Origin of the sequence: Prevotella marseillensis, from assembly GCF_900625065.1 — a bacterium.
Lineage (GTDB): Bacteria > Bacteroidota > Bacteroidia > Bacteroidales > Bacteroidaceae > Prevotella > Prevotella rara.
This window is the reverse complement of record NZ_UYXY01000001.1, coordinates 3,157,456-3,182,520: the sequence shown is the minus strand read 5'-3', so window position 1 is coordinate 3,182,520 and position 25,065 is coordinate 3,157,456. Positions and strand designations below refer to the sequence as shown.

At 49.0% G+C, this 25,065-nt stretch carries 20 protein-coding genes; 15 read left to right on the top strand and 5 right to left on the bottom strand.

Translation table 11 applies throughout. From position 1 onward, the window contains the following. Positions 1 to 245: 245 nt before the first annotated feature. Positions 246 to 1,997 (bottom strand): helix-turn-helix domain-containing protein, encoded by a 1,752-nt coding sequence (locus tag EJL04_RS12705; RefSeq protein ID WP_164511768.1) that lies wholly within the window; start codon positions 1,995 to 1,997, stop codon positions 246 to 248. A gap of 205 nt (positions 1,998 to 2,202) precedes the next feature. Between EJL04_RS12705 and EJL04_RS16410 the strand changes: the two genes are divergently transcribed. Further along, entirely contained in the window at positions 2,203 to 2,373 is a 171-nt protein-coding gene (locus EJL04_RS16410) for a hypothetical protein (protein ID WP_164511767.1), read from the top strand. A 432-nt stretch (positions 2,374 to 2,805) separates the two neighbouring features. On the opposite strand, the gene EJL04_RS12700 is transcribed toward EJL04_RS16410, so the two are convergent. From EJL04_RS12700 to EJL04_RS12690, 3 genes are read right to left on the bottom strand one after another with little or no spacing between them, the layout of a single operon-like run. Beyond that, the gene (locus EJL04_RS12700) at positions 2,806 to 3,966 is read right to left on the bottom strand and encodes a sialidase family protein (RefSeq protein ID WP_125105173.1); all 1,161 of its coding nucleotides are present in this window, start codon (positions 3,964 to 3,966) and stop codon (positions 2,806 to 2,808) included. 26 nt (positions 3,967 to 3,992) lie between these two features. Next, positions 3,993 to 5,411, bottom strand: a complete 1,419-nt coding sequence (locus tag EJL04_RS12695) for a DUF1593 domain-containing protein (protein WP_125105172.1) — start codon at positions 5,409 to 5,411, stop codon at positions 3,993 to 3,995. A 27-nt stretch (positions 5,412 to 5,438) separates the two neighbouring features. Beyond that, positions 5,439 to 6,869, bottom strand: coding sequence for a nucleoside hydrolase-like domain-containing protein (locus EJL04_RS12690; RefSeq protein ID WP_125105171.1), 1,431 nt, complete (start codon positions 6,867 to 6,869; stop codon positions 5,439 to 5,441). A 252-nt stretch (positions 6,870 to 7,121) separates the two neighbouring features. Between EJL04_RS12690 and EJL04_RS12685 the strand changes: the two genes are divergently transcribed. Both EJL04_RS12685 and EJL04_RS12680 read left to right on the top strand, forming a co-directional pair. Next, positions 7,122 to 8,507, top strand: a complete 1,386-nt coding sequence (locus EJL04_RS12685; RefSeq protein ID WP_125105170.1) for a sigma-54-dependent transcriptional regulator — start codon at positions 7,122 to 7,124, stop codon at positions 8,505 to 8,507. Positions 8,508 to 8,682: 175 nt separating this feature from the next. Next, positions 8,683 to 10,020: a S41 family peptidase gene (locus tag EJL04_RS12680; RefSeq protein ID WP_125105169.1), complete on the top strand. Its 1,338-nt coding sequence runs from the start codon at positions 8,683 to 8,685 to the stop codon at positions 10,018 to 10,020. Positions 10,021 to 10,142: 122 nt separating this feature from the next. On the opposite strand, the gene EJL04_RS12675 is transcribed toward EJL04_RS12680, so the two are convergent. Further along, positions 10,143 to 10,631 carry a DUF3592 domain-containing protein gene (locus EJL04_RS12675; protein ID WP_125105168.1) on the bottom strand — a complete coding sequence of 163 codons (489 nt, stop codon included), beginning with the start codon at positions 10,629 to 10,631 and terminating at the stop codon, positions 10,143 to 10,145. A 483-nt stretch (positions 10,632 to 11,114) separates the two neighbouring features. Between EJL04_RS12675 and EJL04_RS12670 the strand changes: the two genes are divergently transcribed. The 12 genes from EJL04_RS12670 (at position 11,115) to EJL04_RS12615 (ending at position 25,065) form a co-directional block, all read left to right on the top strand. Next, complete coding sequence (locus EJL04_RS12670; protein ID WP_125105167.1) at positions 11,115 to 11,876, top strand: 4Fe-4S binding protein; 762 nt, start codon at positions 11,115 to 11,117, stop codon at positions 11,874 to 11,876. Between the two features lie 462 nt (positions 11,877 to 12,338). Further along, a complete protein-coding gene (locus tag EJL04_RS12665) occupies positions 12,339 to 15,395 on the top strand; it encodes a T9SS type A sorting domain-containing protein (protein WP_125105166.1) in 3,057 nt (1,018 codons plus the stop codon). A 1,182-nt stretch (positions 15,396 to 16,577) separates the two neighbouring features. Then, complete coding sequence (locus EJL04_RS12660) at positions 16,578 to 17,192, top strand: UpxY family transcription antiterminator (RefSeq protein ID WP_164511766.1); 615 nt, start codon at positions 16,578 to 16,580, stop codon at positions 17,190 to 17,192. Between the two features lie 41 nt (positions 17,193 to 17,233). Continuing rightward, a complete protein-coding gene (locus EJL04_RS12655; protein WP_021854078.1) occupies positions 17,234 to 17,929 on the top strand; it encodes an FHA domain-containing protein in 696 nt (231 codons plus the stop codon). 23 nt (positions 17,930 to 17,952) lie between these two features. Beyond that, complete coding sequence (locus tag EJL04_RS12650) at positions 17,953 to 18,717, top strand: caspase family protein (RefSeq protein ID WP_164511765.1); 765 nt, start codon at positions 17,953 to 17,955, stop codon at positions 18,715 to 18,717. A 17-nt stretch (positions 18,718 to 18,734) separates the two neighbouring features. Next, the gene (locus EJL04_RS12645; protein ID WP_125105164.1) at positions 18,735 to 19,355 is read left to right on the top strand and encodes an FHA domain-containing protein; all 621 of its coding nucleotides are present in this window, start codon (positions 18,735 to 18,737) and stop codon (positions 19,353 to 19,355) included. A 20-nt stretch (positions 19,356 to 19,375) separates the two neighbouring features. Then, positions 19,376 to 20,089: an FHA domain-containing protein gene (locus tag EJL04_RS12640; protein WP_125105163.1), complete on the top strand. Its 714-nt coding sequence runs from the start codon at positions 19,376 to 19,378 to the stop codon at positions 20,087 to 20,089. A gap of 53 nt (positions 20,090 to 20,142) precedes the next feature. Next, positions 20,143 to 21,027 carry a PP2C family protein-serine/threonine phosphatase gene (locus EJL04_RS12635; RefSeq protein WP_164511764.1) on the top strand — a complete coding sequence of 295 codons (885 nt, stop codon included), beginning with the start codon at positions 20,143 to 20,145 and terminating at the stop codon, positions 21,025 to 21,027. A 19-nt stretch (positions 21,028 to 21,046) separates the two neighbouring features. After that, positions 21,047 to 21,664 carry an FHA domain-containing protein gene (locus EJL04_RS12630; RefSeq protein WP_125105161.1) on the top strand — a complete coding sequence of 206 codons (618 nt, stop codon included), beginning with the start codon at positions 21,047 to 21,049 and terminating at the stop codon, positions 21,662 to 21,664. A 145-nt stretch (positions 21,665 to 21,809) separates the two neighbouring features. Next, positions 21,810 to 23,036, top strand: a complete 1,227-nt coding sequence (locus EJL04_RS12625; RefSeq protein ID WP_125105160.1) for a hypothetical protein — start codon at positions 21,810 to 21,812, stop codon at positions 23,034 to 23,036. Positions 23,037 to 23,234: 198 nt separating this feature from the next. Continuing rightward, the gene (locus EJL04_RS12620; RefSeq protein ID WP_125105159.1) at positions 23,235 to 24,368 is read left to right on the top strand and encodes a hypothetical protein; all 1,134 of its coding nucleotides are present in this window, start codon (positions 23,235 to 23,237) and stop codon (positions 24,366 to 24,368) included. Positions 24,369 to 24,414: 46 nt separating this feature from the next. Further along, complete coding sequence (locus EJL04_RS12615; RefSeq protein ID WP_053397597.1) at positions 24,415 to 25,065, top strand: FHA domain-containing protein; 651 nt, start codon at positions 24,415 to 24,417, stop codon at positions 25,063 to 25,065.

Below are 25,065 nucleotides of genomic sequence, written 5' to 3'. Positions count from 1 at the left end.
AGACAATTACAATCTATGGTTTAGCCGCTACAGGCAGACAGATACTCTAACCCGTCTTTTTGTTCCTATTGGCGCAAGGCGGAGAAATTAAAAGTTAAAAATTAAAAACGCCTGCGTAAGTGAAAAGCAGATGCAAAGTGTAAACGTAGTTCGGCGTAGACAATTATAAATTATGAATTATGAATTGCGAAGTGCCTGCGAAAGAGCAAACGACGATACAGCAAATTTATAAAGAAAGATTCCGGCTAAACAGACTCTTTTCCTATTTTCTGATATTGTGCCGGAGTGAGTCCGGTGAGCTTTCTGAAGATGTTTATGAACGATGTGTGCGACTTATATCCGAGGCTCTCGCCAATGGCCTTGGTGGTAAGGTTGGCATAGTCGCCGCCGTCAACAAGTCTCTTGCACGCCAGTGCCACGCGATACTCGTTGACATAGTCTCTGAAACTCTTGTTGAACGTTGAGTTTATAACCTGCGACACATACTTCTGATTTGAGCCGACGAGCGTGGCAAGCCTCTCAATGGAAAAGTCAGCCGAACAAAACTCCTCCGTATTCTCCATTATGGCTGTTATGGCCTCAACAAGTGCCATGCGCTCATCGTCGCTCACGGTCAGCGGCTTCTGCCTGGCCACATCAGTCTCGCTGCCCGCATTGGCTGCATCACTGCCGCCATCGTGCCCTTGCCCAGCGTCAGCAGCATGGCTGGCAGCAGCCAGCTTATCCTTCAGCTGCTCTATCACCTTGAGGGCATCCTGATGGCGCACTTTCATCACTTCCTGATTGTCAATATATTTTCGGTTGACGGCATACAGGTCGGCATAGCTGCGGTCGAGCCTGCGCTTCTGTCTGTAAACCACAATGAACAGCACCATAACAAGCAGCGAAACACACATTACCACAGCAAGAATCACTCTCTGAAGGAATATCACCTGCTCGCGGCTCTGCTGCCTGGCATAGAGCGTGGTTATCTCCTTGTCGGCCTTCGACATCTCATACTGCAGCTGCATGCTCTTCACCATGTCGAAGCGCCGGATGTTGTAAATGGAGTCGCTCATGGTCAGAAACTTTGCCTTGTACTGCTGTGCCAGGGCCACGTTGCCTTCAGCCTGATAAAGCCGAGAGTAGTCGTCGAGCACCTCTACATACATATGCTGCAGATTGTGTCTGGTGGCCGTGTTCCAGCATTTGTCAAGATAACGGAGCATCTGGTCGTTCTGTCCCAGCTTGTCGTATATCCTGTAAAGCTCCTGATACACCGAACACACATACTGAAAAGGTATCTTATGGCTGATGCCGTCTTCAGCCAGGCGCTTAAAGCCGGATATGGCTCCGCGATAATCCTGGCTTGCCGATAATAGCATGCACTGGTTGAAAGCATTCATAAACCTGCTTTCATAGTCGCCTCCGTCATTAAACTTGACCGAAGCCTCATGATATTTCCTGGCTTCGGCAATCTTACCTTGAAATATGCATAGTCCGGTAAGATTTATCAGCAGCTTGCGCTCCGTAGCAGTGTCGCCGTAGCGGCGGCTCAGGTCGTAGCCTTTACGGTAAAACCACAGTCCGCGCTCAAAATCATAAAATAGGCAATACACCTTACCGATATTCTTATAGAATACGGTTACAAGCTTAAGCTTCTTGCCTGTCTCACAAATCTTCAGTCCTTCAATATACATTTCGAGCGCACCCGAATAGTCGCCCTTATCATAATATATGTCGCCCGACTTCAGATAAGCCTCGGCACAATAAGTTCTTTCCTTATCGCTCAACCCTTCTTTCATACGGTTGCGTACAACCATGTATAGCACAAGGGCACTGTCTGCCTGCTCACGCTTCTCACAGACAGCAGCCATGCGGAATATCTCTTCGTATGACTTTGACGACACACCGCTTATCAGGCGTGTGTACTTGCCGCCCGAAGATGCCGCCAAGCCATTCTGCACGTACATCATGCATATGGCGACGAACAATAGCCTGAGGATTTGTTTTCTCATTAATATCTTATATTCAAGCACAAATATATAACATTTTTTTAATATCCGGCCGCACTTCTGACCTAATTTCCTACAAATACGTTTCTTCATGCTGATATGAATATGGAACATATCCGTAAAAAAGCCTATGACTTACGACTAAAAAGTGGGCCGGTTTTGCATAAAAAGTGGCCCACTTACGGGTCGTAAACGGGCCACTAACAGTATGAAAGCAAATGAATGTGATTTGCTTAATGTACAGTCATATAAAGCACACGAAACATTTAGACTGAAAGGAAAAACATATAAAATGGTTACGATTTTCGGCGTGTTTTTGATTTACAGGCTGACGCAAGGCACCATGACGGCTGAGAAGAAGAAAAAAACGTATGTCTAAAAGCTGCGAACATTAGTTTTAAGCCAAGATAAGTGATTATGATTTGGCCGGAAAAGTTTCTCTTTATCAGATGTACATACACTTCAGACCGTCATCATACCACACGTCAGACGTTGCCGCCAGGCTTTTATTTACACAGTGCATCATGCCTGAGCAATGGCCCATGGCAGCACGCAGGCTTGCCACAGGCATGAACGTCAGGGCGCAATGCTGTTGAGATAGTTCTCAAGATTGGTGTATCCGTTGCTGCCCAGGCCGTTGCGGTCGGCAGGGTCAGACGGGTCGAGGCCGTGCTCACGCTCCCATGCGTCGGGCATGCCGTCGTGGTCGGAGCCGGCACGAGGGCAGCTGCAACAGAAAATATAAGATTCTTCATGGTTCAGTAAGACTTGTTTTAACCTTATATAAAAGCTACAGTGCAGGCTCTGCCCATCACTGCAGCACCTCTGTGCCTTGGGCCACGCTTTCGGTCTCGGTGCTCTTTGTCCACGGCATTTTGTCCTTGGGCCACACGCCGTCTACAATGGGATAGGTAACGAGCTTTGAGGGGTCTATCACCACGTGCTTTATGCGCTTGCGGTGCCATGAGTAGGTGATATGCACCAGTCCGTCGCTCGTCTGTATCACTGCCGGATACGAATACTGCACTGCGCCGGTGCGGTATTCAAGCACGGCGGCAGCCTCCCAGTCGATGCCGTTGCGCGTCATTGCCACAGTCAGAATGCCCCTGCCCTTGCGCCCGCCTGTGGTGTCGTTGCGCGTAGAGTGGTTGTAGACAAGCAGATGGCGGCCGTCCTTCAGCGTAACGGCGTCTATGGCCGAGTTGTTGTTAGGCAGCGTGGTGTCGGTTATCGGGCCCCATGTCAGTCCGCCGTCGTCCGACCATGTCTGCGCTATCTTCGTGTCAGGTCCGCTGCCGTTGGGGCGTGCCAGCAGCTGCAGGCGCTTCTGCGAGTGTACGAGGAAGGTGGGCTGAATGAGCTTATATTTTGTTCCGGCAGGATCGCTCAGCGCCGGCGTCTTGGTCCATGTGCGGCCGTTGTCGGTGCTGCGCTCCACGTGTATGCGCTTGCCGGGTGCGTCCTGCAGGCTGGCTCCTGCCACGATGGTGCCGTCGTCGAGATACACGGGCTTATTGACCACAGGACCTACGAAGCCTTTGGGCAGGGCCACGGGGCGGCTCCACGTGAGGCCGTTGTCAGAAGAGGTTATCACGCGGCCCTCGTCTATCGTCGGGCAGAGATAATATATCTGTATGTCGCCTCCCTTGAGCTGCACCAGCACCGGATTGAACACCGTGCCGCCTTCGCCGTCGGCTATGGCCACAGGCTCCTGCCACGTGCCGCCCTTGGGCTTGCGCGCCAGCCATATCTTTACGTCCTTGGCGCGCTCGCGCGTACCGCCGAACCATGTGCATAGCAGAGTGCCGTCAGACAGTTCCATTATAGACGATGCGTGACAGTCGCGCGTGGGCGACTTCATGAACACAAACTCCTCGAGCACTATGGCCTGCTTGCCCGGATCGGCCTTGCTGCCTGCCCATGCCGAAGCCGCAAGCAACAAGGAGCATAACAATATTGATAATTTCTGCATATAATATTAAATTGTATTTAATGTTTTTATTTCACTGTAACAACCACACGGGCGTAGCGCGTAAAGCGCGGCGTGCCGTTGTCGGTAACCTCACACACCACGTGTATGGTCTGCCCGGACTTTGCATCGGCAGGAACTGTCAGCATTGCATTGACAGAATCGCTGTCTGATATATCAACAGAACCCGGATATGTGCCGGCCTCGGCATACTGCCACCAGTTGAAGGTGAGGCTGTCGCCGTCGGGATCGGAAGTGCCCGCAGCGCTAAGACTGACCTTGCTGCCCGGCTTGGCCTTTATGTCGGCACTATGCGCCAGCACAACCACAGGCTGATGGTTGGCTTCTGCATAAGACTTGACGCACCAGTCGGCACGGGCCGCAAAATCGTTCTGCATTGCAATGCTCCATCTCCACATTGGCTTAAAGTAAGCGCTGCGCTGTTCGTCGGTGGCAGTGCTGCCGGGACGAAGACTGCATCGCCCCCAGCCGTTATCGCCATACCAGCGGCCTTCAGGATACTTATATCCTTCAACAGGCACAGGGTCAAGCCATGTGTTCTCGCGCACCAGCACATAACGGCCACCCCATCCGCCCCATGAGGGATTCTCCAGATTACGCAGTCCGACATTTATTGTATGCAGGAAAGCCGGAGAGTCGCCCTCTGAACGGAAGTCGCCATTGTCATGAGCCTTATACGAACCACACAAGGCACCATGATTCTGCAATATGTTTTCTTTCATCCATGCGCCTTCATAATACTTCTGCATATAATCAGGCTGAACCATTTTCCAGCGGTAGGCGATGGCCTCAAACTGGTCAGATATGATTGTCTTTATGTTGTATTTCTTCCAGTGAGGGCGTATATAAGCCTGATATGTGCTGTCCTGCTCCCATATAAGGAAGAGCCTCATCTTGTCTGCCACCTCGGCCATGCGCTCAGGATAAGTCTCCTCTATGGTCTTCAGCGCACGGGCTATGGTGTTCGTGCCTCCCCATGCCTGTATCCACACCGGGCGCTTGTCGGTATTGTCGAGCAGCACCTCAACAATACGCTGTGAGCCTTTAGTAACTTTGTCCATTTCACCTTCAGTCTCTACATTGCCAAGATAAGTACGGCTGCGCAAAAATTCAGGTGAAGGATATCTCCTGTCGTGCTTAAGAAGATTGGGATAGACCTCGGCATATGCATTCAGCGTAGGCTCCATCCAGTCGTCACCGGCCCACTTATGGCCATGCCAGTGATATTGCGAGCTTGATGTTATGATACCCTCAATGTCCCATTCGTTTGAATACAGCAGGAAACGCACCAAGGAGCACTCATCGTCTATCTCGCCGTCGCTCGTCACGATAACTCTTGTTCTGTCATCCTGAGCCACAGCCTGGAACGGAGTGCCGCACAGCAATATTATCAACGGCAGGCTCAAAGCTAAAAATATTCTTTTCATTTGAAACAGTATTTATTTTCAATAACGTCATTTAACAACATTCACTATTACACGGGCGTAGCGCGTAAGGCGCGGCGTGCCGTTGTCGGTAACGGCCAGTATGATGTGCATCGTGCCGAGACGGCCGCCCTTGGGCACTATAAAGTAGGCGTCGCGGCTGTCGTGGCCCACTATCTTTAGCGGACTGCCCGTGCGCGCCGTAGCCACGTTGAAGGTTCCAGGCTCGGGATAGTAGAACCAGCTGTACGAAAGGCTGTCGCCGTCTGGGTCAGATGTGCCCAGGGCGCTCAGTCTTATGGTGTCGCCCGTGGCGGCTGTCATCTCTGCCGGACATGCCAGTGCAGGCACAGGCGGATGGTTGGCCTCGTCGTAGTCATTCACGGTCCAGTCCATGCGTGCTGCAAAGTCGTTCTGATAAGCCTCGCGCCAGCGCCATATCGTGGCCTTGTTGCTTGTGTGCCATGAGCCGTCGCAGCCCATCACCTCGTCTTGCGCGTCGGTCCATATCGGTCTTGTCTCAGGCTCAATAAACCAGCGCTCCGTGCGCGGCTGATACAGTTCGTAGCGTCCGCCCCAGCTGCCCCAGTCGGGATGCTCGGCACAGCCCAGTCCGTTGTCAATGAGATACATAAACGTGGGCGAGTCGCCCTCCATCAGAAACTTCATGTAGGGATACTGCTTGCCCAGCTCGCCCTTGCTGCGTATGTGCTCGTCGAGCCACGGATTGTCAACTATGCTGAAGTCGGCTCCGGCAAAGCGGCCGTGAAACTTGTCGCCGCTGATGCCGCTCCATGTGGCGTAATGGTATCCGCCAAGGCGATGGAAGCCCGGACTGACGATATAGAACAGGTCCTTGAACGTCTTTCTTATCCACACGCCGCTGTCGTCCTGGTCTGAAATGGCATACACGCGGAGCTTCGACACAAAAGCCTTAAGCTCGCTCTCGCTGCGCGTGGCCTTAACCTTCCACAGTGCCTGCGCCAGACAGTTGGGGCCGCCCCACACAAGCACCCACACCGGACGGCTGTCGCTGCGGTCTACGGCCTTGATTATCAGTTCGGAGCCTTCAGAGTCCATGCCCTTGCCCACGGCGTGCATGCCGTAGTCGGGGCGTCCCTCCTTTATCACCGACAGCAGATAGCCGGCCGAAGGATAGCCCTTCTCGTGCTTCAGCAGATTGTCTCTCACCTTGCCGTATGCCGTCACAATCTCGCGTATGCGCCATGCTGCCGTCTCCTTCTTCTGATGCACCGACGTTGTGGCAACAAGTCCCTCAACGTCCCACTGGTTAGAGTATGTCAGGAAGCGCACCATCGACATTGCGTCGTCTGGCTCGTTCTCAATGTCCGTAAGCACTATCACGCGGGGCTTGCCTGCATTGCCTTTACCTGCCGCGAAAAGCCTCAGCGGCTGAAGCACGGCAATGACAACAAACAGTAATGTAATCTTGATTTTCATGATATTAATATTTTCCGATTTTTAAATTGTAGATTATGTTCTGCTAATATAACATTTTTTGCGGCGAGGCACGCAACGCAAAGCACAAATAGCAGTCGAATAATCAAAAATCAATATATCTGAAAGCCGCAGACATTAATCTCAAAGTTTTAAAAAGCAATAAAAAACAACGGTTTATTGCGCCATGTATAATAAAAAAGCTAATTTTGCACGACGACACGCAGTTGTTATCATAACAACATTCTGACCTACATGGCAAGTATCCTTATAGTTGAAGACGACCTTACATACGCAACCATGATGCAGACATGGCTGCGCAAAAAGGGTTTCACGGTTGAGAGAGCAAGCTCCGTAAGCGCCGCGGCACGGGCCGTGACCGACAGCACGGGCTTCGACCTCATACTGTCTGACCTCCGTCTGCCCGACCACGACGGTCTGTTTCTGCTCAACTGGCTGCGCAAGAAGAACATGCAGACGCCCTTCATCGTGATGACGAGCTATGCCGAAGTGCAGAACGCCGTGCTGGCCATGAAGTCGGGAGCGTGCGACTATATAGCCAAACCCGTGCAGCCCGACATTCTGCTGCAAAAGATAAACGACGCGCTCGACAGCCACAACACAGCAGCAGCCGACACGGCAGGTGCCACACATACAGCAGCAACATCAGCAGCCCACGACAACAATGCGGCGGCAGAACAGAAGCCGCACACGGCCGCCAAGAAATACATAGAAGGCACGAGCGAGGCTTCGCGCCAGCTCTACGACTACGTAAACCTCGTTGCGCCAACGCCCATGTCGGTGCTCATTCTCGGAGCCAGCGGCACGGGCAAAGAGTATGTTGCGCGCCGCATTCACAGCCAGAGCAGCCGCGCCGGCAAGCCCTTCTTTGCGCTCGACTGCGGAGCCATACCCAAGGACGTGGCGGCCTCTGAGTTCTTCGGATACACCAAGGGAGCCTTCACAGGCGCCACTACCGACAAGCGCGGAGCCTTTGAGGAGGCCAACGGCGGAACGCTGTTCCTCGACGAGGTGGGCAACCTGACCTACGACGTGCAGGTGCAGCTGCTGCGTGCCCTTCAGGAGCGCAAGGTGCGCCCGTTAGGCTCGCCCAAGGAGATAAGCGTGGACATCCGACTGGTGTGCGCCACCAACGGCAACCTGGCGCAGCTCGTGGCCGACGGAAAGTTCCGCGAAGACCTTTATCACCGCATCAACGAGTTCACCATATATATGCCCGAACTTAAAGACCGCGGCGCCGACCTGTTTCTGTTTGCCGACCTCTTTGTCAGTCAGGCCAACGAGGAGCTGGAACGCAACGTGGCGGGATTCGACGACAAGGCGTCGGAGATGCTTGCGCGATACAGCTGGCCGGGCAACCTGCGCGAGCTTAACAACGTGGTGAAGCGTGCCACCCTGCTTACGCGCGGCTCATACATCGGCACCGAGGAACTGTCGAAGGCCATGACGCGCCCCATGAGACAGGAGCCCACGGCCCTGCACGACGAGCAGACCGAACGACAGCGCATAATAGACGCCCTGCGCGCCACGGGCGGCAACAAGACCAAGACGGCCCAACTGCTCGCCATCGACCGCAAGACACTGTATAACAAGATTCAGAAATACAACATCGAGGCGTGAAGGGGCATTTGCCAATTGAGAATGGAGAATTGAGAATGGAAAATTGTGATTACTCTTGTGGCGGTTAAAACGGGGATGTTTTAAGGCTACAAGTTTCACATATTAGTCAGCATAATTCATACTGAAGATTTGCATAGTCAACTTAACTCTATACATTCAGCAAAAACATCGTAACATGATCAGGAGAATAATTATTGCGGCTTTGGCCTTAATGTGCATCGTGCCATACACGGCCAAGGCGGACACTACTCTGAGCGAAAGAATATATATACTTTCTTCGATATGGAAAGAAATAAGCAACAACTTTGCATTTCCTGAGAAATTCAAGGAGACTAATCCTGACAGTCTTTACAGATGCTATCTTACTAAGGTCTTGAATGCCGAAAGCGAACAGGAGTTTTCGGGCTTAATGACGCAGTTCATGGCTCACTTCGACGAGGGACACACGCGATTTAACGACAGCAACATCATACGCTACAGGGTGCCGCTGATACTTACATGGGCTGGAGACAAACTGCTGATAACCAACACTACAAGGCAGCTAAAACCGCTGTTGCCTGTTGGCTGCGAGATTAAGAAGGTGGACGGCCTGACGCTCGACGAATATCTGCAAAAGCATGTCTATCCGTATGTTTCGGCTCCCAACATGGAATGGAGAAAGAGAAAGGCTCTCGACATATTCCTTACAGGCAAGGAAGGCGCGGAATATCATATTGAGATAACTACTCCTAAGGGCAAGACCATAAACACAAAACTCATGACAAGCATAAGGAACTACGACGACACTGACGACTGGAGCATCAGACGCGACACGGCCAAATGCCGCATAAAGAAGCTGCCAGGCAACATCATGTATATGAAGATGAGCACGTTCACGTTGCCCGGCACAATAAAAAGCGCTTTTGAGAATAACCTCTCTGATTTCTTGTCTGCCAAAGGCGTGATATTCGACATACGCGGAAACCGAGGAGGAACAGACGAGTCGTGGCACAACATAATAAGACATATCGCCGACAGAAACACTAACATATTCGACGGCTTAAAGATTATGACAAGAGTGGCTAACACGGCCTACGAGATGTACGGCAAAAATGTCAGCCAACTGGCCGACTACTATAACGGCGTGGCCATGCAGCCCGTTCAGGAAGGCTGGTTCGTGATGAAGAACAACACGCCCGACTCGTTGAGAATAACCGCCCCCGTTATAATTCTTGTTGACGGATTTACGGCATCGGCAGCCGAAGACTTTGCCGCAACAATGAAGAACCTGTCGCTCGGCAAGATTGTAGGCACGCCGACAGCGGGCGTGATAAGCAGTCCTAAATTCTGCAACTGGGGGCACGGCTACTCGTCGCTGATAGCAGAATGCCGCTTCACCAATCCCGACGGTTCCGATATTATCAACACCGGCATAAAGCCTGACGTCTGCGTAGAATATACCGAAAGCGACGCACTGGGCAAGACCGACTCGGCACTAACGGCTGCGCTGAAGATGCTGAAAGGCAAAAAATAGAACAAGACATCAACCCCTATCAAAACAAAATCATGATTATATCCGTTTTGCTCAGTCATTATATGGCATAGCAAAACGGACATAACGCAATATATAAAGAACATTTATTTTATTATATGGCGCTAAGCATGCCGCTCTTTTTGCCGCTGCGGCCTGAGCATCAGCCACACGCCCGACATACACAACAGTCCTACGCCCAGCAGCGTAAACCATATGCAGCGCTCATTGCCCGGAATGCGCACGTCGTAGGGGTTATCCGGATTATACAGCACCTCAATGCTGTCGCCTTCACTACAGAATGGCAGATAGCACTTCTCCGATATATACGTCTTGCCGTAGCGCTCTGTCTCGTAGCTTATGCGCATCTCCCAGTGCGTACGTCTCTTCCGGTGCCGGTATTCTCTCTTATAGCTGAGCTTGTCTATCACGCCGGTGGCATGGTCCAAAGCGCCTGAAGCCTTCGACAGCGACACAAGCCCGTAGATGCCTCCGCCGAGCATGAGCAGTCCTACGACAAAGAGCAAAAGACAAATAACCTTATTGCGAGACGACACCGCACATCTCCCCTCCGTGCCATGCTCCGAATATCGTTTATCTGTTGTGTATTTCATAATCTAAACCATTTCTGCTACAAAGATAGCCAAAGGCGAGAGCAATGGCAAATAAAAAACAACAAAGTTTTTTTCATTTGGCACTGCCGAGCCGCATCCTATCTTATCTAAAGATAGCCAAAGGCGAGAGCAATGGCAAATAAAAAACAACAAAGTTTTTTCATTTGGCACTGCCGAGCCGCATTCTATCTTATCTAAAGATAGCCAAAGGCGAGAGCAACGACAAATAAAAAACAACAAAGTTTTTTGATTTGACACTGCCGAGCCGCATCCTATCTTATTCAAAGATAGCCAAAGGCGAGAGCAACGGCAAATAAAAAACAACAAAGTTTTTTTCATTTGACACTGCCGAGCCGCACACTATCTTATCTAAAGATAGCCAAAAGCGAGAGCAATGGCAAATAAAAAACAGCAAAGTTTTTTCATTTGACTTTGCCTTAAAATTATTATATTTGCAACAAAACAAACATCAGACAAAGAATAATGAAAATATATAAAATATGCTTCAGCCCGACGGGAGGAACCGAAAAGGTGGCTGGATTTATTGCCGCAAAGCTCGGCAACGACATAGTAAACATTGACCTTACCGACCGCAAGGCCGACTTTAAGGGCGTTGCTCTCAACGGCGACGACGTGGCCGTGATAGCCGTGCCGTCGTATGGCGGACGCGTGCCTGCCCCGGCAGCTGAACGCATAACGCAGATAAGCGGCAACGGCGCAAGGGCCGTAATAGTATGCGTATACGGCAACCGTGCCTATGAGGACACTTTGGCCGAACTGCAAGACTGCGCCCTTAAGGCAGGATTCAGCATCGTAGCCGCCGTGGCAGCCATAGCCGAACACTCTATTGTCCGCCGATATGCCGCCAACCGCCCCGACCAGGACGATTATACCGCACTTAACAAATTTGCCGAACAGATAGCCGCCAAGCTGAACAGCAACGACTCTGCCACGCCTGCAATACCCGGCAACAGACCGTACAAGAAGGCCGGAAGCGTAGGCTTCGTGCCCCGCCCCACAGCCCAATGCACAAGCTGCGGCCTGTGCGCCTCCAAATGCCCGACAGGCGCTATCAGCACAGACAACCCTGCAAAGGTGGACAAGAAGACCTGCATATCATGCATGCGCTGCGCCGCCGTATGTCCTCACGGCGCAAGAAAGGTGAACAGACTACTCCTCTCTGCAGCAAACATAATGCTGAAGAAAGTATGCTCAACAAGAAAAGAATGTGAGCTTTATCTCTGACATCATAGGGCGTATGACTGTTTCCGGCATCTCACTTACAAGATTCCCTACACCTGACAGCAGCACTTATTTGTAAACATTCTTCATGTTTTCACGACCGTTTGATGCTCTCAGAACACGCATGCTCTTCGCCATACCGCGATTTTGGGCAGAAAAGGGCAAAAAACGGTGTGCTTTATTAAAACACTGACTGACAGCGAGTTGCAGCGAATAAGAGTGAAAAGCGGAAGTGTTAAAAAACATAACCGGGCCACTTACGCATAAAAAGTGGCCCAGTTACGGATGAAAAGGTGCCATTTCAGAGGCTCAAACTTATGGTTTCAGGCTCAGAAATGGCTGATTTTAGTGGCATTTGTCTGCTTTTGTTAAAAAAGACCAAAATAAAAAAAAAAAAACAACTGTAACATTTTTTTCGTAATATTGCGATGATATTAATCGCATGTTTAACTTAAAGTCCTTATTATGAAAAAATTACTTTTATTAGCAGCTGTTTTTATAGTAGGTTATAGCACTGTAAAAGCAGACAAAGATTTCAAGAACCTAGGGGAATATACTCTCACATCAGCTATCTCAGCTAACGGCCAATATGTTGTTGGAGTAAACTTCAAGAATAACTTAGATGGTATTTCCACCGAAAGTTTTCTTTATGACACAACAACAGACAAACTTAACTGGATCACCAAATTTGATGAAGAAAATCTGGAAACATCTGGTGAATTCAAAGATGTTACCGATAATGGCATTATATGCGGAACAGCAAAAGATCTTAATACTATTATTTATTATGAAGATGCATTCGGCAAAGCAGAAGGACCTGCCAATACTGCAGCTGTATGGAAAGACGGCAAATGTACACGTCTGTATTATGGCGACTTTAATACATCTGCTTTTGAATATCTAGGAGATGGGTCAAGATCTGTGGGAATATCATCAGACGGTAAAAAAGTGTGTGGTTATATTAGTACAGGAAACAGTGCTCAATATTATCCGTGCATTTGGACGGAACTGGAAGATGGAATATGGAAGCATGAATGGCTTAATGTACCGAATGATTTTAAATACGCTATACCTAGATTTATTTCTGAAGATGGTAATTTAATTGTTGGAAAAGCTGTAGACAAATTAAACAATGCTTATATATCATTATGGAAAGACGGAACATGTCAAATTATTACAAATAATGATATCGGAAATGAAATAGCAGGATCTTTTGGAGACATGGACGTATTAAATATAAGTTCTAACGGCAAGTATATCATTATAAAAGGAAGTTCTCAATACGCTTATATTTATGACGTGGAAAATTCCGTCAGTCATCTTATACCTAATTATGCCTTTAAAGGTGTTATTAGCAATGCTGCAATAGATAATAACGGCAACGTTACCGCTGCATATAATTACGGTTCTGCTTTCATGGGAGATGCTTACACTCGTTCTTTCTGGTATTCATATGAAGACAACCGCATACTAGACCTTACATATTATATGGACATTTTTGCAAGTGGAATAATGCCAGACATCGAGTTTGACTATAATAAGAAGTCTCAGGCATTTCCTATTGCAATGTCTGCAGACGGCAATATAATTGCAGGCAATGCCGATATTCAGATTATGGCTGGACAAACTCCTAAAAGCTGGATTCTCAAATCAGAGAAATTTGATGTTTCTATTCCTCCAACACCTATTGGACTTTCTGCAATATCAGAGAATGCAGGACAGGTTACACTTTCATGGATAAAAGATGACACAAAATATGAAGACATTACACTTATCAAATATATTATTTATCGAGATGGCAACAAGACTGCAGAGATTCCCGAGGACAAACCCACTGTGTTGATACAAGATGGTGTTGGTGGGCATCCTATATATACAATTGAAGGCGTATATAATCTTGCTGATGGAAAAACCATTGTATCACCTATGTCTGAACCTCTTACAGCCTCTGTTCCTGATACTTATGCCATACCATTATTAGAAGATTTTGAATCTACTTATTTTGACACAAATTACTGGGAAAGAGTTAAGGATTACGGACCGGACATGGATGCTATGTGGGATTTGATTGTAGATTATGGTTTGATAAAGAGTAGTCTTTGGTCTACAGTCATTTCACAAGAGCCATATTCTGGAAGTATCGTATCAAGGCCACTTGATGCCACAAAACTTAATAAAATCAACGTAAGTTTCTTATTTCAGTATTCTCTACTTAAAGAAGACAATCAAACACTTGACAAAGACTCCATCAGTGTTGAAATAACCACTGATAATGGAAAAAGTTGGAAAGAAGTGAAAGCATGGTCATTGAAAGACATATCATCTACAGGCTATGCATTCAATACTCTATCAGCAGATCTTTCATCATTTGTGGCAGGAAAAATATTCAAGATGCGCTTGCGCAAGTTTGGATTAGGCCTGGCACAATACATGGCTTATGCTGATAACATAAAGATAAGTTCAGATGCAGATGCTGCTGCTCCTACAGGACTCATCGGTCTACTTAATAAAGAAGACCAATCTCTGAACCTTACATGGAAGAGTCCGTCATCTGCTTATTTGCTAAATCATATCAATGTTCCTTCTATGACAAGAAGATGGGCTATTGGTAACGAAGGTAACGAGTTTATTGTGGCAAATGCATTTGACAATAAAGACCTTCAAATTTTTGACGGTAAGTATCTTTCGGGGATTTCTTCGATAATCAACTATAATAGTTATGTAGAAACAATACTGGGTATAAACGCATCTGTAATTATATTTGAAGACAATAAAATTGTACGCGAACAAAAAATAGAAAATCTCCCCTACAATGAAGTTTTCACTGTCGCTCTAGATGAGCCGTTGAAGATTAACGCTAGCAAAGAACTAAAAATAGGCCTTAAATTCTTTGATTACGATGCCCCACAAATGCCCGCATGCTGTGTACTTACGGAAACATTCCTACCAGGTAAGAGTGATCTATATTCTGACGATAATGGTAAAACTTGGAAAAAGATATCCGATTTTTATGCGGAGCAGGGCCAAGCAGAAAATGGTTTCTGTTGTTGGGACATCACCGGCTGTATAACAGATACCCCAGAATTTACTCCCTCTGAGGATGAAGGTAAGGTGTTTAATTATAACGTTTATCGAGATGGCGAACAACTCAACAATTTGATAATTGATAGGCTTCAGGCACGTTTTGTCGACCCCCAACCCATAAAAGGAGCAAACTATTATGTAGAAGCATATTATATTGACGGAAGAAATTCTGACACTTCGTTACCTTTCTATTATGATGGGACCTCTAACATCAACGAATCTATAGCAGATGGAATAGAAATATCATATATACAAGAAAACAAAATAATTGCAATCGAAGGAGACTTTGACAACCTGAGTCTTATAAATTCTTCAGGTGTATGTGTCGCATATACTGATAGCGGCAATCTTTCACTTGCAAGTTATCCAAAAGGTCTGTATATTATTCGTATAGAGGCTGGTAATAATGTCTATGTCAAAAAAATTCTTGTAAAATGACGAATTAAAAAATCTGACTTATTTTTGATTTTCTCATTCAGAATAAGTTCTATATCAGAAAATAATATTGTCATACCAAAATATTTACTGTTCGATAAACCTTTAATTTAGGGCTGACACGTATTATCGTGCCAGCCCTTTAGGTTAAATCCAACTTAGCAAGACAGTAACCTCCACAAAAATAACATTTCCAGTAAGTAGTTAAAATCTTGAATACTGATTATCTGCAAATTAGTCTTTGAGAAATTTGTTATAGAAGTAGTTTATAATATATCTCGTAGTATAGGCTCTTGTCCTCGGTTCTATAGTGAACATCATACAACATTACATCCGGAGTGCGACATTCCTAATCTACTCTGTCTTCAAAATCAACACAGATAATATGACGCTAGTTACATTATTATCCAACAGATAAAGATAGAACCACCTTGATAAATCCATTCAGACAACTTTCTATAAACTGTCACAGATATCAATCTCTTTTTATATCTATTATCTTTATTAATAAGTGCACACTTTTTAGAAGTATTCTGATTTATTGTAGACCGATAAAAAATTTTATTTTCCAGATTGAAAAATATTTTTGTCATAAGTTTTTACCGCCATCTCCACGCCTCATTTAAACTATGAATTAAAAAGCGCCTATGAAAAATCTAACCAAAATCAGATCAATATAAAAAATACAGACCGAATACTAATAACCGATTTTGGTTAAAAAATTTTTCATTATTTTGCGTTATCTTTTGTTTATATTTATATTTTTATTTAATTTTGTCGACGAACTAATATATCTGTTACCTCCGGTGAAGCTGAACACAGTTCACTGATAACGGCGGGCATAAGGTCCTGCTGGTGACAGAATGTTGTCGGGGCCTCAAGTGCAAGGCCCATCAGGCTAACACCGGATAAGGTATACAATTTACTTATTTTGCATATTAAAGACATTTACCTGCAACTTGTTACTAACTTAAAGATATTTACAGGCATAAGCTTTGTTATCTGAGAATTGAGCAAACATTTCCTGACGGGTGTGTCTTTTAATTATGTATTTAGCGCTTAACCGCAATACGCTAAGACAAAATGTGCTCGTTGTCTAATGAGAACACCCGGCGAGGCGGGCAAACCTCAAACACCGGATTTGCCTCCGATGTGTCCCCCAGAACGTGTAAATCAGCTAAAGGGGTGTCCCCCCGTAGTGTCCGGAGACAAAGTGCCGACCCGCCCGACAAGCCCGACCAGGAGGCTGTGTGGTTCCTGATGAGGGCTGCATACGGACAGGAGAGAAAAGCCAAAGACATACTTGAGGCGGAAAACATAGAAGTGTTCCTGCCCGTAACCAACAAAATGCGCATAATAGGCGGCAAGCGCAAGCTGATAACAGAATCGTTGATACCCAACTTTCTGTTTGTACACACCACCGAGAGAATGATAAGAAAATACGTGGGAAGCCCCGGGCTCAGTTTTCTTCATCACTATTATATCCCCAACAAAGACGAAAACGGCTGTCCGATAGGCAAAAGCGGAATAAAGCCGCTCATAGTTCCCGACGACCAGATGGAGTCTTTCCTCAAATGGTATGAAACTGAAGACGAGAACAAGATGTTCATCTCCGACACTGAGAGCGACATATCCAAGGGGGACAAGGTGAAGATAATAAGCGGTAAGTTCACCGGATTCAGCGGCTTTGTCTGCCGCGTAAAAAGGCAAACCCGCGTGGGGGTAACCATCAATGGCTTCGGCACGATAGTGACGGCATACGTCCCGAAGGCATTTTTACAAAAAGTCACAGAACAGTAAAGAAACAAATTATATCTACAGCAAATATATTTTAAACAGATATGGATATCTTAATCGGTAAATTTGGTAATCAGCCATTTAAACTGACCGAACCAAGCATAAGCCGCGAGCATGCCTTGTTTCATCTTGACGAGGCCACCGGCAAAATGACCCTTAGAGACAACAACTCGACCAACGGCACATGGATAATGTCGGCCAGCGGCAGCTTCAAGCGGCTTACGGGCGAGGTTCCGGTGAGCCTCAACACGCTTGTGCGCCTCGGGGCAAGACACACCTTCCGCATAAAGGAGCTTATGGCGCAGCAGCCGCCCAAGACCGACGACGCCGTGGACATAAGCGAGCTGCGCAACATCTACGAGACCTACAACCGCAACAAGATGTCGCTCGAGGCCAAGACGTCGAACATAATGATGATGAGAATGGCGTCGCTGTCGCTGGGAAGTATCTTTGCCATACTGCTGACGATGCTTCTGCCCAAGGACTTTGCAGGCGACACCACCGCCAGCGCTGCCATCAAGGTGGCAGGCAGCATCATAGCCATAGGCTTCTCGTGGATCATAGTTGACGTGAAGAACCGCAGCCTCATACAGCGCAAGGACCAGAACGAGCGCTTTTTCAGGAAGAAATACTGCTGCCCCAAGTGCGGCTACCACTTCGGCACAAAGCTCTATGAGAACATCCTGGCCGAGGGCAAATGCCCCAACAGCAGCTGCAAGTGCAAGTTCAAGGGAAAATAGCAACCTTAAAAAGACATCATATTATGAAACACACAAGCATGATTAAGCTGATATCGCTGTCGCTGATGCTACTGCTGGCAGCAGCGGCATTTCCGCAGAAGACCTACGTGGTGTCGGTCGGCATAGGCGAGTACAAGTATCCGCAGGTGGCCCCGCCCCTGCCCTGCTCGGTGGGCGACGCCCGTGCCGTGTCGCGCTTCTTCTACAAATACAACGGCAGCAGCGTGTTCATGCTGCTCAACTCTAACGCCACGCGCGACCACATACTGAGAGTGCTCAAGTCGGAGTTTGCCAAGTCTACGCCCAACGACGAGATAATCTTCGTCTACAGCGGCCACGGCGTGCAGGGCGGACTTACCACCTACGAGACCAAAGACGCCTCGAGCCTCATCACATACAACGAGATACAGAACATCATGAAGTCGGCCAAGGCCCGCCGCAAGGTGATTCTGGCCATGGCATGCTATTCGGGAGGACTAACGCTGAAGAACAGCAAAGGCGGCAGGACGCCGCAGCGCAGCACGCAGAAGACAAGCGTGATGCTCTACACGTCGAGCCGTGCCAACGAGGTTTCGTGGGAAAGTCCCGACATGACCAACTCATTCTTCATCAGCCGCATACTCGAGGCCTTCAGGGGCGCCGCCGACAGGAACGGCGACAGGAAGGTTACGGCGCGCGAGCTGTTCAACTATGTCAACCCGAGAGTAATCAGCGACACTGAAGGCCAGCAGCATCCGCAGATGTGGGGTAAATTCGACGACAGCATGGTGGTCGTTTACGTAAAATAAAAACAACTATAGCAACAATGATAATAAAATGTCCATACTGCGGCCGGCGATTCGAGCTTCAGCGCCGTCCGCCCGAAACATTCTGCTGTCCCAAATGCTCATACAAGGTGCCGTTCAGCGTGATACTGCAGGAGCAGCACTCAGAGAAGACCATGGCAGCGCCGGCATCAGGCGCCCCCGTTACGGCAGGAGGCGAGCCCCAGGGACTGCCCACGTCGGTCATCAACGGACAGGGAGACAAGACGGTGGTGGTAGAGGGCCTCAACGGCGGACTGAAGACAAGGCTCATACCCGAGCTGCAGCAGAAGAGCAAGGGCATACTGCAGGTGAGCTTCCAGGGCATGAGCTTCGGCACTATTAGCCTGCCCCACGGCAACTACTACAACCTGGGACGCAAGAGCTCTGACAGCACCGCACAGATAAAGATAACACCCGACATAGCCATGAGCCGCATACATGCAGGCATGCGTACCGTGAAAACGCCCGCAGGGCAGATTGTCTACCAGATAACATCCGTGAAGACAGAAAACCCCGTATACGTCAACGGGCATGCCATACCCAAGGGCAAGGCTTACAGCCTGAAGACGGGCGACATGATAAAGATGGGCGAAACCCTGATGAGGTTTCAAATGGTGTAAACACTGAACAACGATAGATTATGTCACAGAACAAGACAATAGTACCGGGCGTCGACTACGACAATCCCGGAAGCAGCGAGTATGACGAGGCAGCGTTCAGCAGCCTCTACACACGTTCGGGCAACGACGACAACCGCACGTGCATAGCCGGTGCGCAGGGACAGGGTTTCCAGGCACAAAGCGCGTCAGGCGCAGCCGTGGCCGACAGAGACACCCGGCAGATAACCATGCAGAACCGCGTGATAGTGGGCTGTCTCTTCTCCATATCCCACGGACTGCTTGGCGAGATGTTTCCGCTCTATCTCGGACGCAACGCCATAGGGCAGGCAGCCGGATGCGACGTGTGCCTAAGGGAGAAGACCGTGTCGCCTGAGCACGCCATACTCTACATACGCAAGGAGGGCAACCCCGTGCGCTTCAACATGACCATAACAGACTACAACTCGGCCAACGGAACCGAAGTGAACGGCACCGACGCCAGATATAACACTCTGACCGTAAACGAGAACGACGTCATAAGCATAGGCAGACACTACAAGCTGCTCGTAAAGACATTCAACGTGGAGGAGGCCGGCCTCTTTGAGGACGAAGGCTTTGAGGAGACAGGCATGGCGGCTGCAAGCGCCGCAACGGCAGCAGACGCCCGCCCCGAGGCTGACATACAGGACAACTTCTACTCACCATCGGGCAGCAGCGACGACTCGTCACGCACCGTCATATCGGGCATGTTCTGATGCGCCGGCCACACGCCCGTAAACCATCATACAGAAACATATATCGCTTGACAATGAACGATAACCATCCTACATCTACAATCGGCCTTGAAGAAATAAAACTCATAGCCTCAACAGACACATGCGAGGCATACGGACGCTCCGGCATAGGCGGACGCGAAGAAAACCAGGACTCATACGGCGGCATGGTCAGCGGCAGGGCTGTCATCCTGACCGTATGCGACGGCATGGGCGGCATGAACGGCGGACAGACAGCATCGCGCATAGCGGCCACGGAGATAGTGCAGACCCTGGCCGAAGTGCCGGCAGAGAAGATTGGGCCAGAGGCCGTAAGCAGCGCCGTTGCCAACGCCAACGCAGCCATCTACAGGCGCGCGCTTAACGACCCGCCGCTGCGCGGCATGGGCACCACGACGACGGTTGTGGCCATAACGCCCGAGGCGGCATATCTGACACACATAGGCGACAGCCGCATCTACCAGCTGAGAGGCGGAAAAAAGATATTCAGAACCTTCGACCACTCAAAGGTGTTCGAGATGGTTGCGAAAAATCTGATGACCGAAGAGCAGGCGCGCCTGTCGAGCTTCTCCAACATAATAACAAAAGCCCTGGGCATAAGGCCGCAGGCTGCTGTCCAGGTGGAGAAGATACCCTACAGGGCCGGCGACAGGTTCATACTCTGCTCCGACGGCATATGGAACTGTGAGCCCGAACCTGAGATTATAAAGATGTTCAACGCCTCAAAGCGTCCCGACGAAGCCCTACGCTATCTGACAGAAAGAGTCAACGCCATAGGCATACAGAACGGCGAAAGCCACGACAACCTTACAGCAATAGTTGTCGACATGAAGAAAGACTCAACATACCAGTACAGCTACATGCGGCGCATAAAGGACGCTCTGTCAGAGCAGATAAGGCTGATAAAGAAGAAGAAATAAAAAAAGACAGACATAACGCATGAAGAAAATAACAGTAGGACGCGGCAACGACTGCGACATTGTCATACCCGACGAAAGGGACAACGTGAGCAGACACCACATGGTCATCTCGTTCAACCTGCTTGGCAAGATGACCATAAGCGACACAAGCAGCAACGGCACCTTCATCAACGAAAGGAGAATGCTGAAAGGAACATCCATACCCGTAACAAGAAACGACAAGATAAGGCTCGGAGACCGCTGGAACTTCGACTGGAACCTGGTAAAGGACCCTTACGTAACAATGCGCAAGACAATTATTGCGGCAGCCTCACTGCTGGTTGTTGTCATCATTGCTGCGGTATGGCTCATGTCTGCCGGACAGGCGCCGGCACCCGAAGCAGCTCCTGCGGCACCTAAGGAATATGTAGAGCAAGGCAAGGGCGAATGGAACAAAGACTCCACCAACAAGGTTGCCCCCACGGAGATGTCGATACCCATAGGCACCAAAGCCGCTGCAGGCGACAACGACGCAAACAGGCGCAGCAGCAGAAAGCAGAGCGCAGGCAAAGCCGTAAAGGCTAAAGGCAACGCAGGGCAGACCAAGGCATCGGCCAACGTGAATGCACGCACGGACAACATGCCTGTAATAAACTGACAATAAGCACATCCGGCAGCATGGGCAATAAGCCAAAGGCCGGATGGCTGACATAAATACCGACCGGCATTAAGTAAGAATGACAGCAACAGCTGCCGGCAGAAAGCAGATAAAACACAGAATAATAAAAACGTTTTTAACAATAATGCGGACAACTATATACAAGACTGCATCAGCAGTTATTCTCCTGTTGACCATCATAATTCCTGCATACGCACAGCAGAAAACCACCCTGATAATGAAAAACGGCTCAAAGATTACGGGCAACATCGTGGTTCAGAGACCTGGCAAGGACATCACCGTGGAGGCAACAAAAGCACTGCTGGTGGTCAGCGACGGCGAAATAAAGTCGAAGAAAGACAAATATGTAAGATACGAAAAACTTCCGCGCGAATGGAAGCGCTGGGCCATGGAGACGAAGGCTCTGCAGGGAAACGCCGACGGGCGCTATCTGATGATGCACAGCATAACGACCGGAAACTACACCTACACCGACGTGGTGAAGACCGAAAAGGGCAACGCGCAGACCGACACTTACCTGCAGGCCGTGCCGACGACATTCAGCATAAAATGGAACGACATACAGGAAATCAGGCGCAAGGCTCCTGAGGCTGAAGAGGCCACGGGCGTTGACGACGAGGTGGAGACGGCGGCAGGAAAGACTTACCGCGGAACCATAGTGTCGCAGAAGATAGGACAGACGCTGGCTGTAAAGACAAGTTCGGCAACGGTAGAGCTGGGCATGGGCAACATACGCGAGATACGCAAGGTGGCACGCTCGCTCTCGCAGCCGCTCTTCGGTCAGGCAGGATTTGTCAACACGATAGTGATGAAGGACGGAACATCCAAGGACGGCATAATGACAGTTCAGCATTATGGCGCCAAGACCGACGACCAATATGTAACGCTGCTGCACGAGGACGGCTCGAAAGAGAAGATACTGGCAGCCGACGTAACGGAATACAGGACAGCATACACAGGTGAAGACGGCGAGACATACAAGCCCGGCAGAGTCTACGTAAACGAGTTTGCCATATCAAGGGCAAGGACAATGACCGAAGACGGCGTCACGGCCTATGTGGACAAGAAGGTGTATCCCTTTCCCGAAGGCATCGTTACCACCTTCAAGGCTGCCGGCGCCAAGTTTCAGGGCAGCTGGCATCTGATAGCCCTCGACAACGTGGAACTGAAAAACGGCACAAAGAGCCAGGGCTACACCACCAAGACAAGAAAGACCAACTGCATTGACCCGTCGACAACCGACATGTCGGGCGGCATTAGCAGCATATCGTTCACCTATCTCTCACCCGGCTTCTATGCCCTCGTATGCGACGACAGCCCTGAAACCTACGTGATAAAAATAACCAAATAGGCATACATAAAAATAAATATATGCGCAGGTTTTCAGTCTATATCTCCTATAATGAACGACGCCCGCCTGAAAAAATTTTGAGTTAACCGTAAGAAAGTCATCCTAAACAAATCTATACTAATATAAAGGCAAGGCCGGCTAAGGGCTGAAGCCTCTGAGAACAGAAAACGAAAAAAATAACCATTAAACTGTAAGATTATGAATACTAACGGAACTAACCCAGGAATGAACGTTGAGGATTATGAGGATAAAGCCATCCAGAAGAGCAATGCAGCAAAAAGAATAGCTGTTGGCGGAGCTGCCTTCTTAGGAGGAGCGGCAGTGGCCGGCGGAGCAGCCTATGCGGCAGGACAGCCTGAAGGACAGACGGCAGACGAGACGCTTACAACTGAAGACATAATAGGCGGAGCCGAGGCAGGAAGCGAATATAAGGAAGCTGAAACACAAGAAACCCAGGAGACTCACACCGCTACGCACACAACGACAGAACACGTGGTGATAGTGGAAAAACCGGCGGCAGAAGTGTATCATGAGGAGGCACAGGCGGCAGAAGAGCCGAACGTAACATGGGACGAAACCACAAACTTCTATGTAGGCGACACAAAGATAGGCTCTATCGAGGAAGGCACCATCAACGGCCATAAATTCGCAATAGCCGACGGCGACGGCGACGGCGTGGCTGACCTGCTCGCCGTAGACTCTAACGGAAACAACCGCTTCGACCAGGACGAGTTCATGCAGCTCAGCGAGTCGGACAACATACACATGGGACACGAAACGGCTCAGGTAACCAACGAGCGATTCACCCCACAGGAGATAAACGGATACGATGAACAGCATCAAGCAAATGAAAACTATATAGCACAGAACCAGGAGCCTATATACAACAACTTTGAAGACGAGAAGACCGGCGAGGCATACCACGGCGACTTCGCAGAGAACAATCCTGACTACAACCCTAACGGACTGGTAGACGGATATAACTCTAACCAGTATCTGGCAGAAAACGACAGATATTCAGCCGAAATGGAAGGTTTGCCCAACCCTGAAAGCCGTATAGACGACGGATTCAACGAAGACATAGCCGAAAACGACATATATGCTGCCGACGGACAGCCTGAAGAATATATAGCCGAGAACGATACTTATACTGACGACAGCACATACACTCCCGAAGTGGACGATCCTGCAATGGCACAAGCCGAAACATACGGCGAGCCTGACAACATTGAATACGACAGCGACCTGGCCGAAAACAATGCTGATGCCGAGGCCGACGAGAACAGCGAATCGCTCGACTCTATGATGGAGAATGAGGAGTTTCTTGGATAAATAGAGAAATAACACAGATAGTCAAACAATAAAAACAATTAAGAATATGCCTAAGAAAACTTGTCCAAACGGACATATATACGACTCTAATATCTATGGTGACGAATGTCCGTTGTGCCCTAAAGACGGCAACAGCACACAGTTTAACTCAAAACAAGATTTCGGAATGCCTCCGTTCGACCAGGCTCCTGACTCAGCATACAGAACACGCGTTGCCCCTCCTGCAGGAATGCCGCAGCAGGGGGCAATGGGTTCGCCTGTGATGGGCGGAATGGACGCTGCCGGCGAGACACGCTTCCCCGGACAGCAGCAGTCGGCACAAAGACCCGTGAACGGCACCATAATCAGACAGCCAAAAGGCGTGCCCACGGCACAGGGACGCAAGCTGGTAGGATTTCTGGTAACCTACAACCGCGATCCGCTGGGCAAGTCATACAACATTTATGAGGGCAAGAACTTTATCGGACGCGACCGCTCGTGCGACATCTGCGTGCCGGAAGACAAGCAGATGTCGGGCCGCCACATGTCGCTACTTTACAGAAACGTGGACAACAAGTTCAAATACCGCGACGAGCAGTCGAGCAACGGAACCTTCGTCAACAAGGAGCTTTCAGACGAAGGCGAACTGAAGAACTACGACATAATACGCCTGGGCAGCACCGTGTTCATTTTCATAGCAATACCACAAATAGGATAA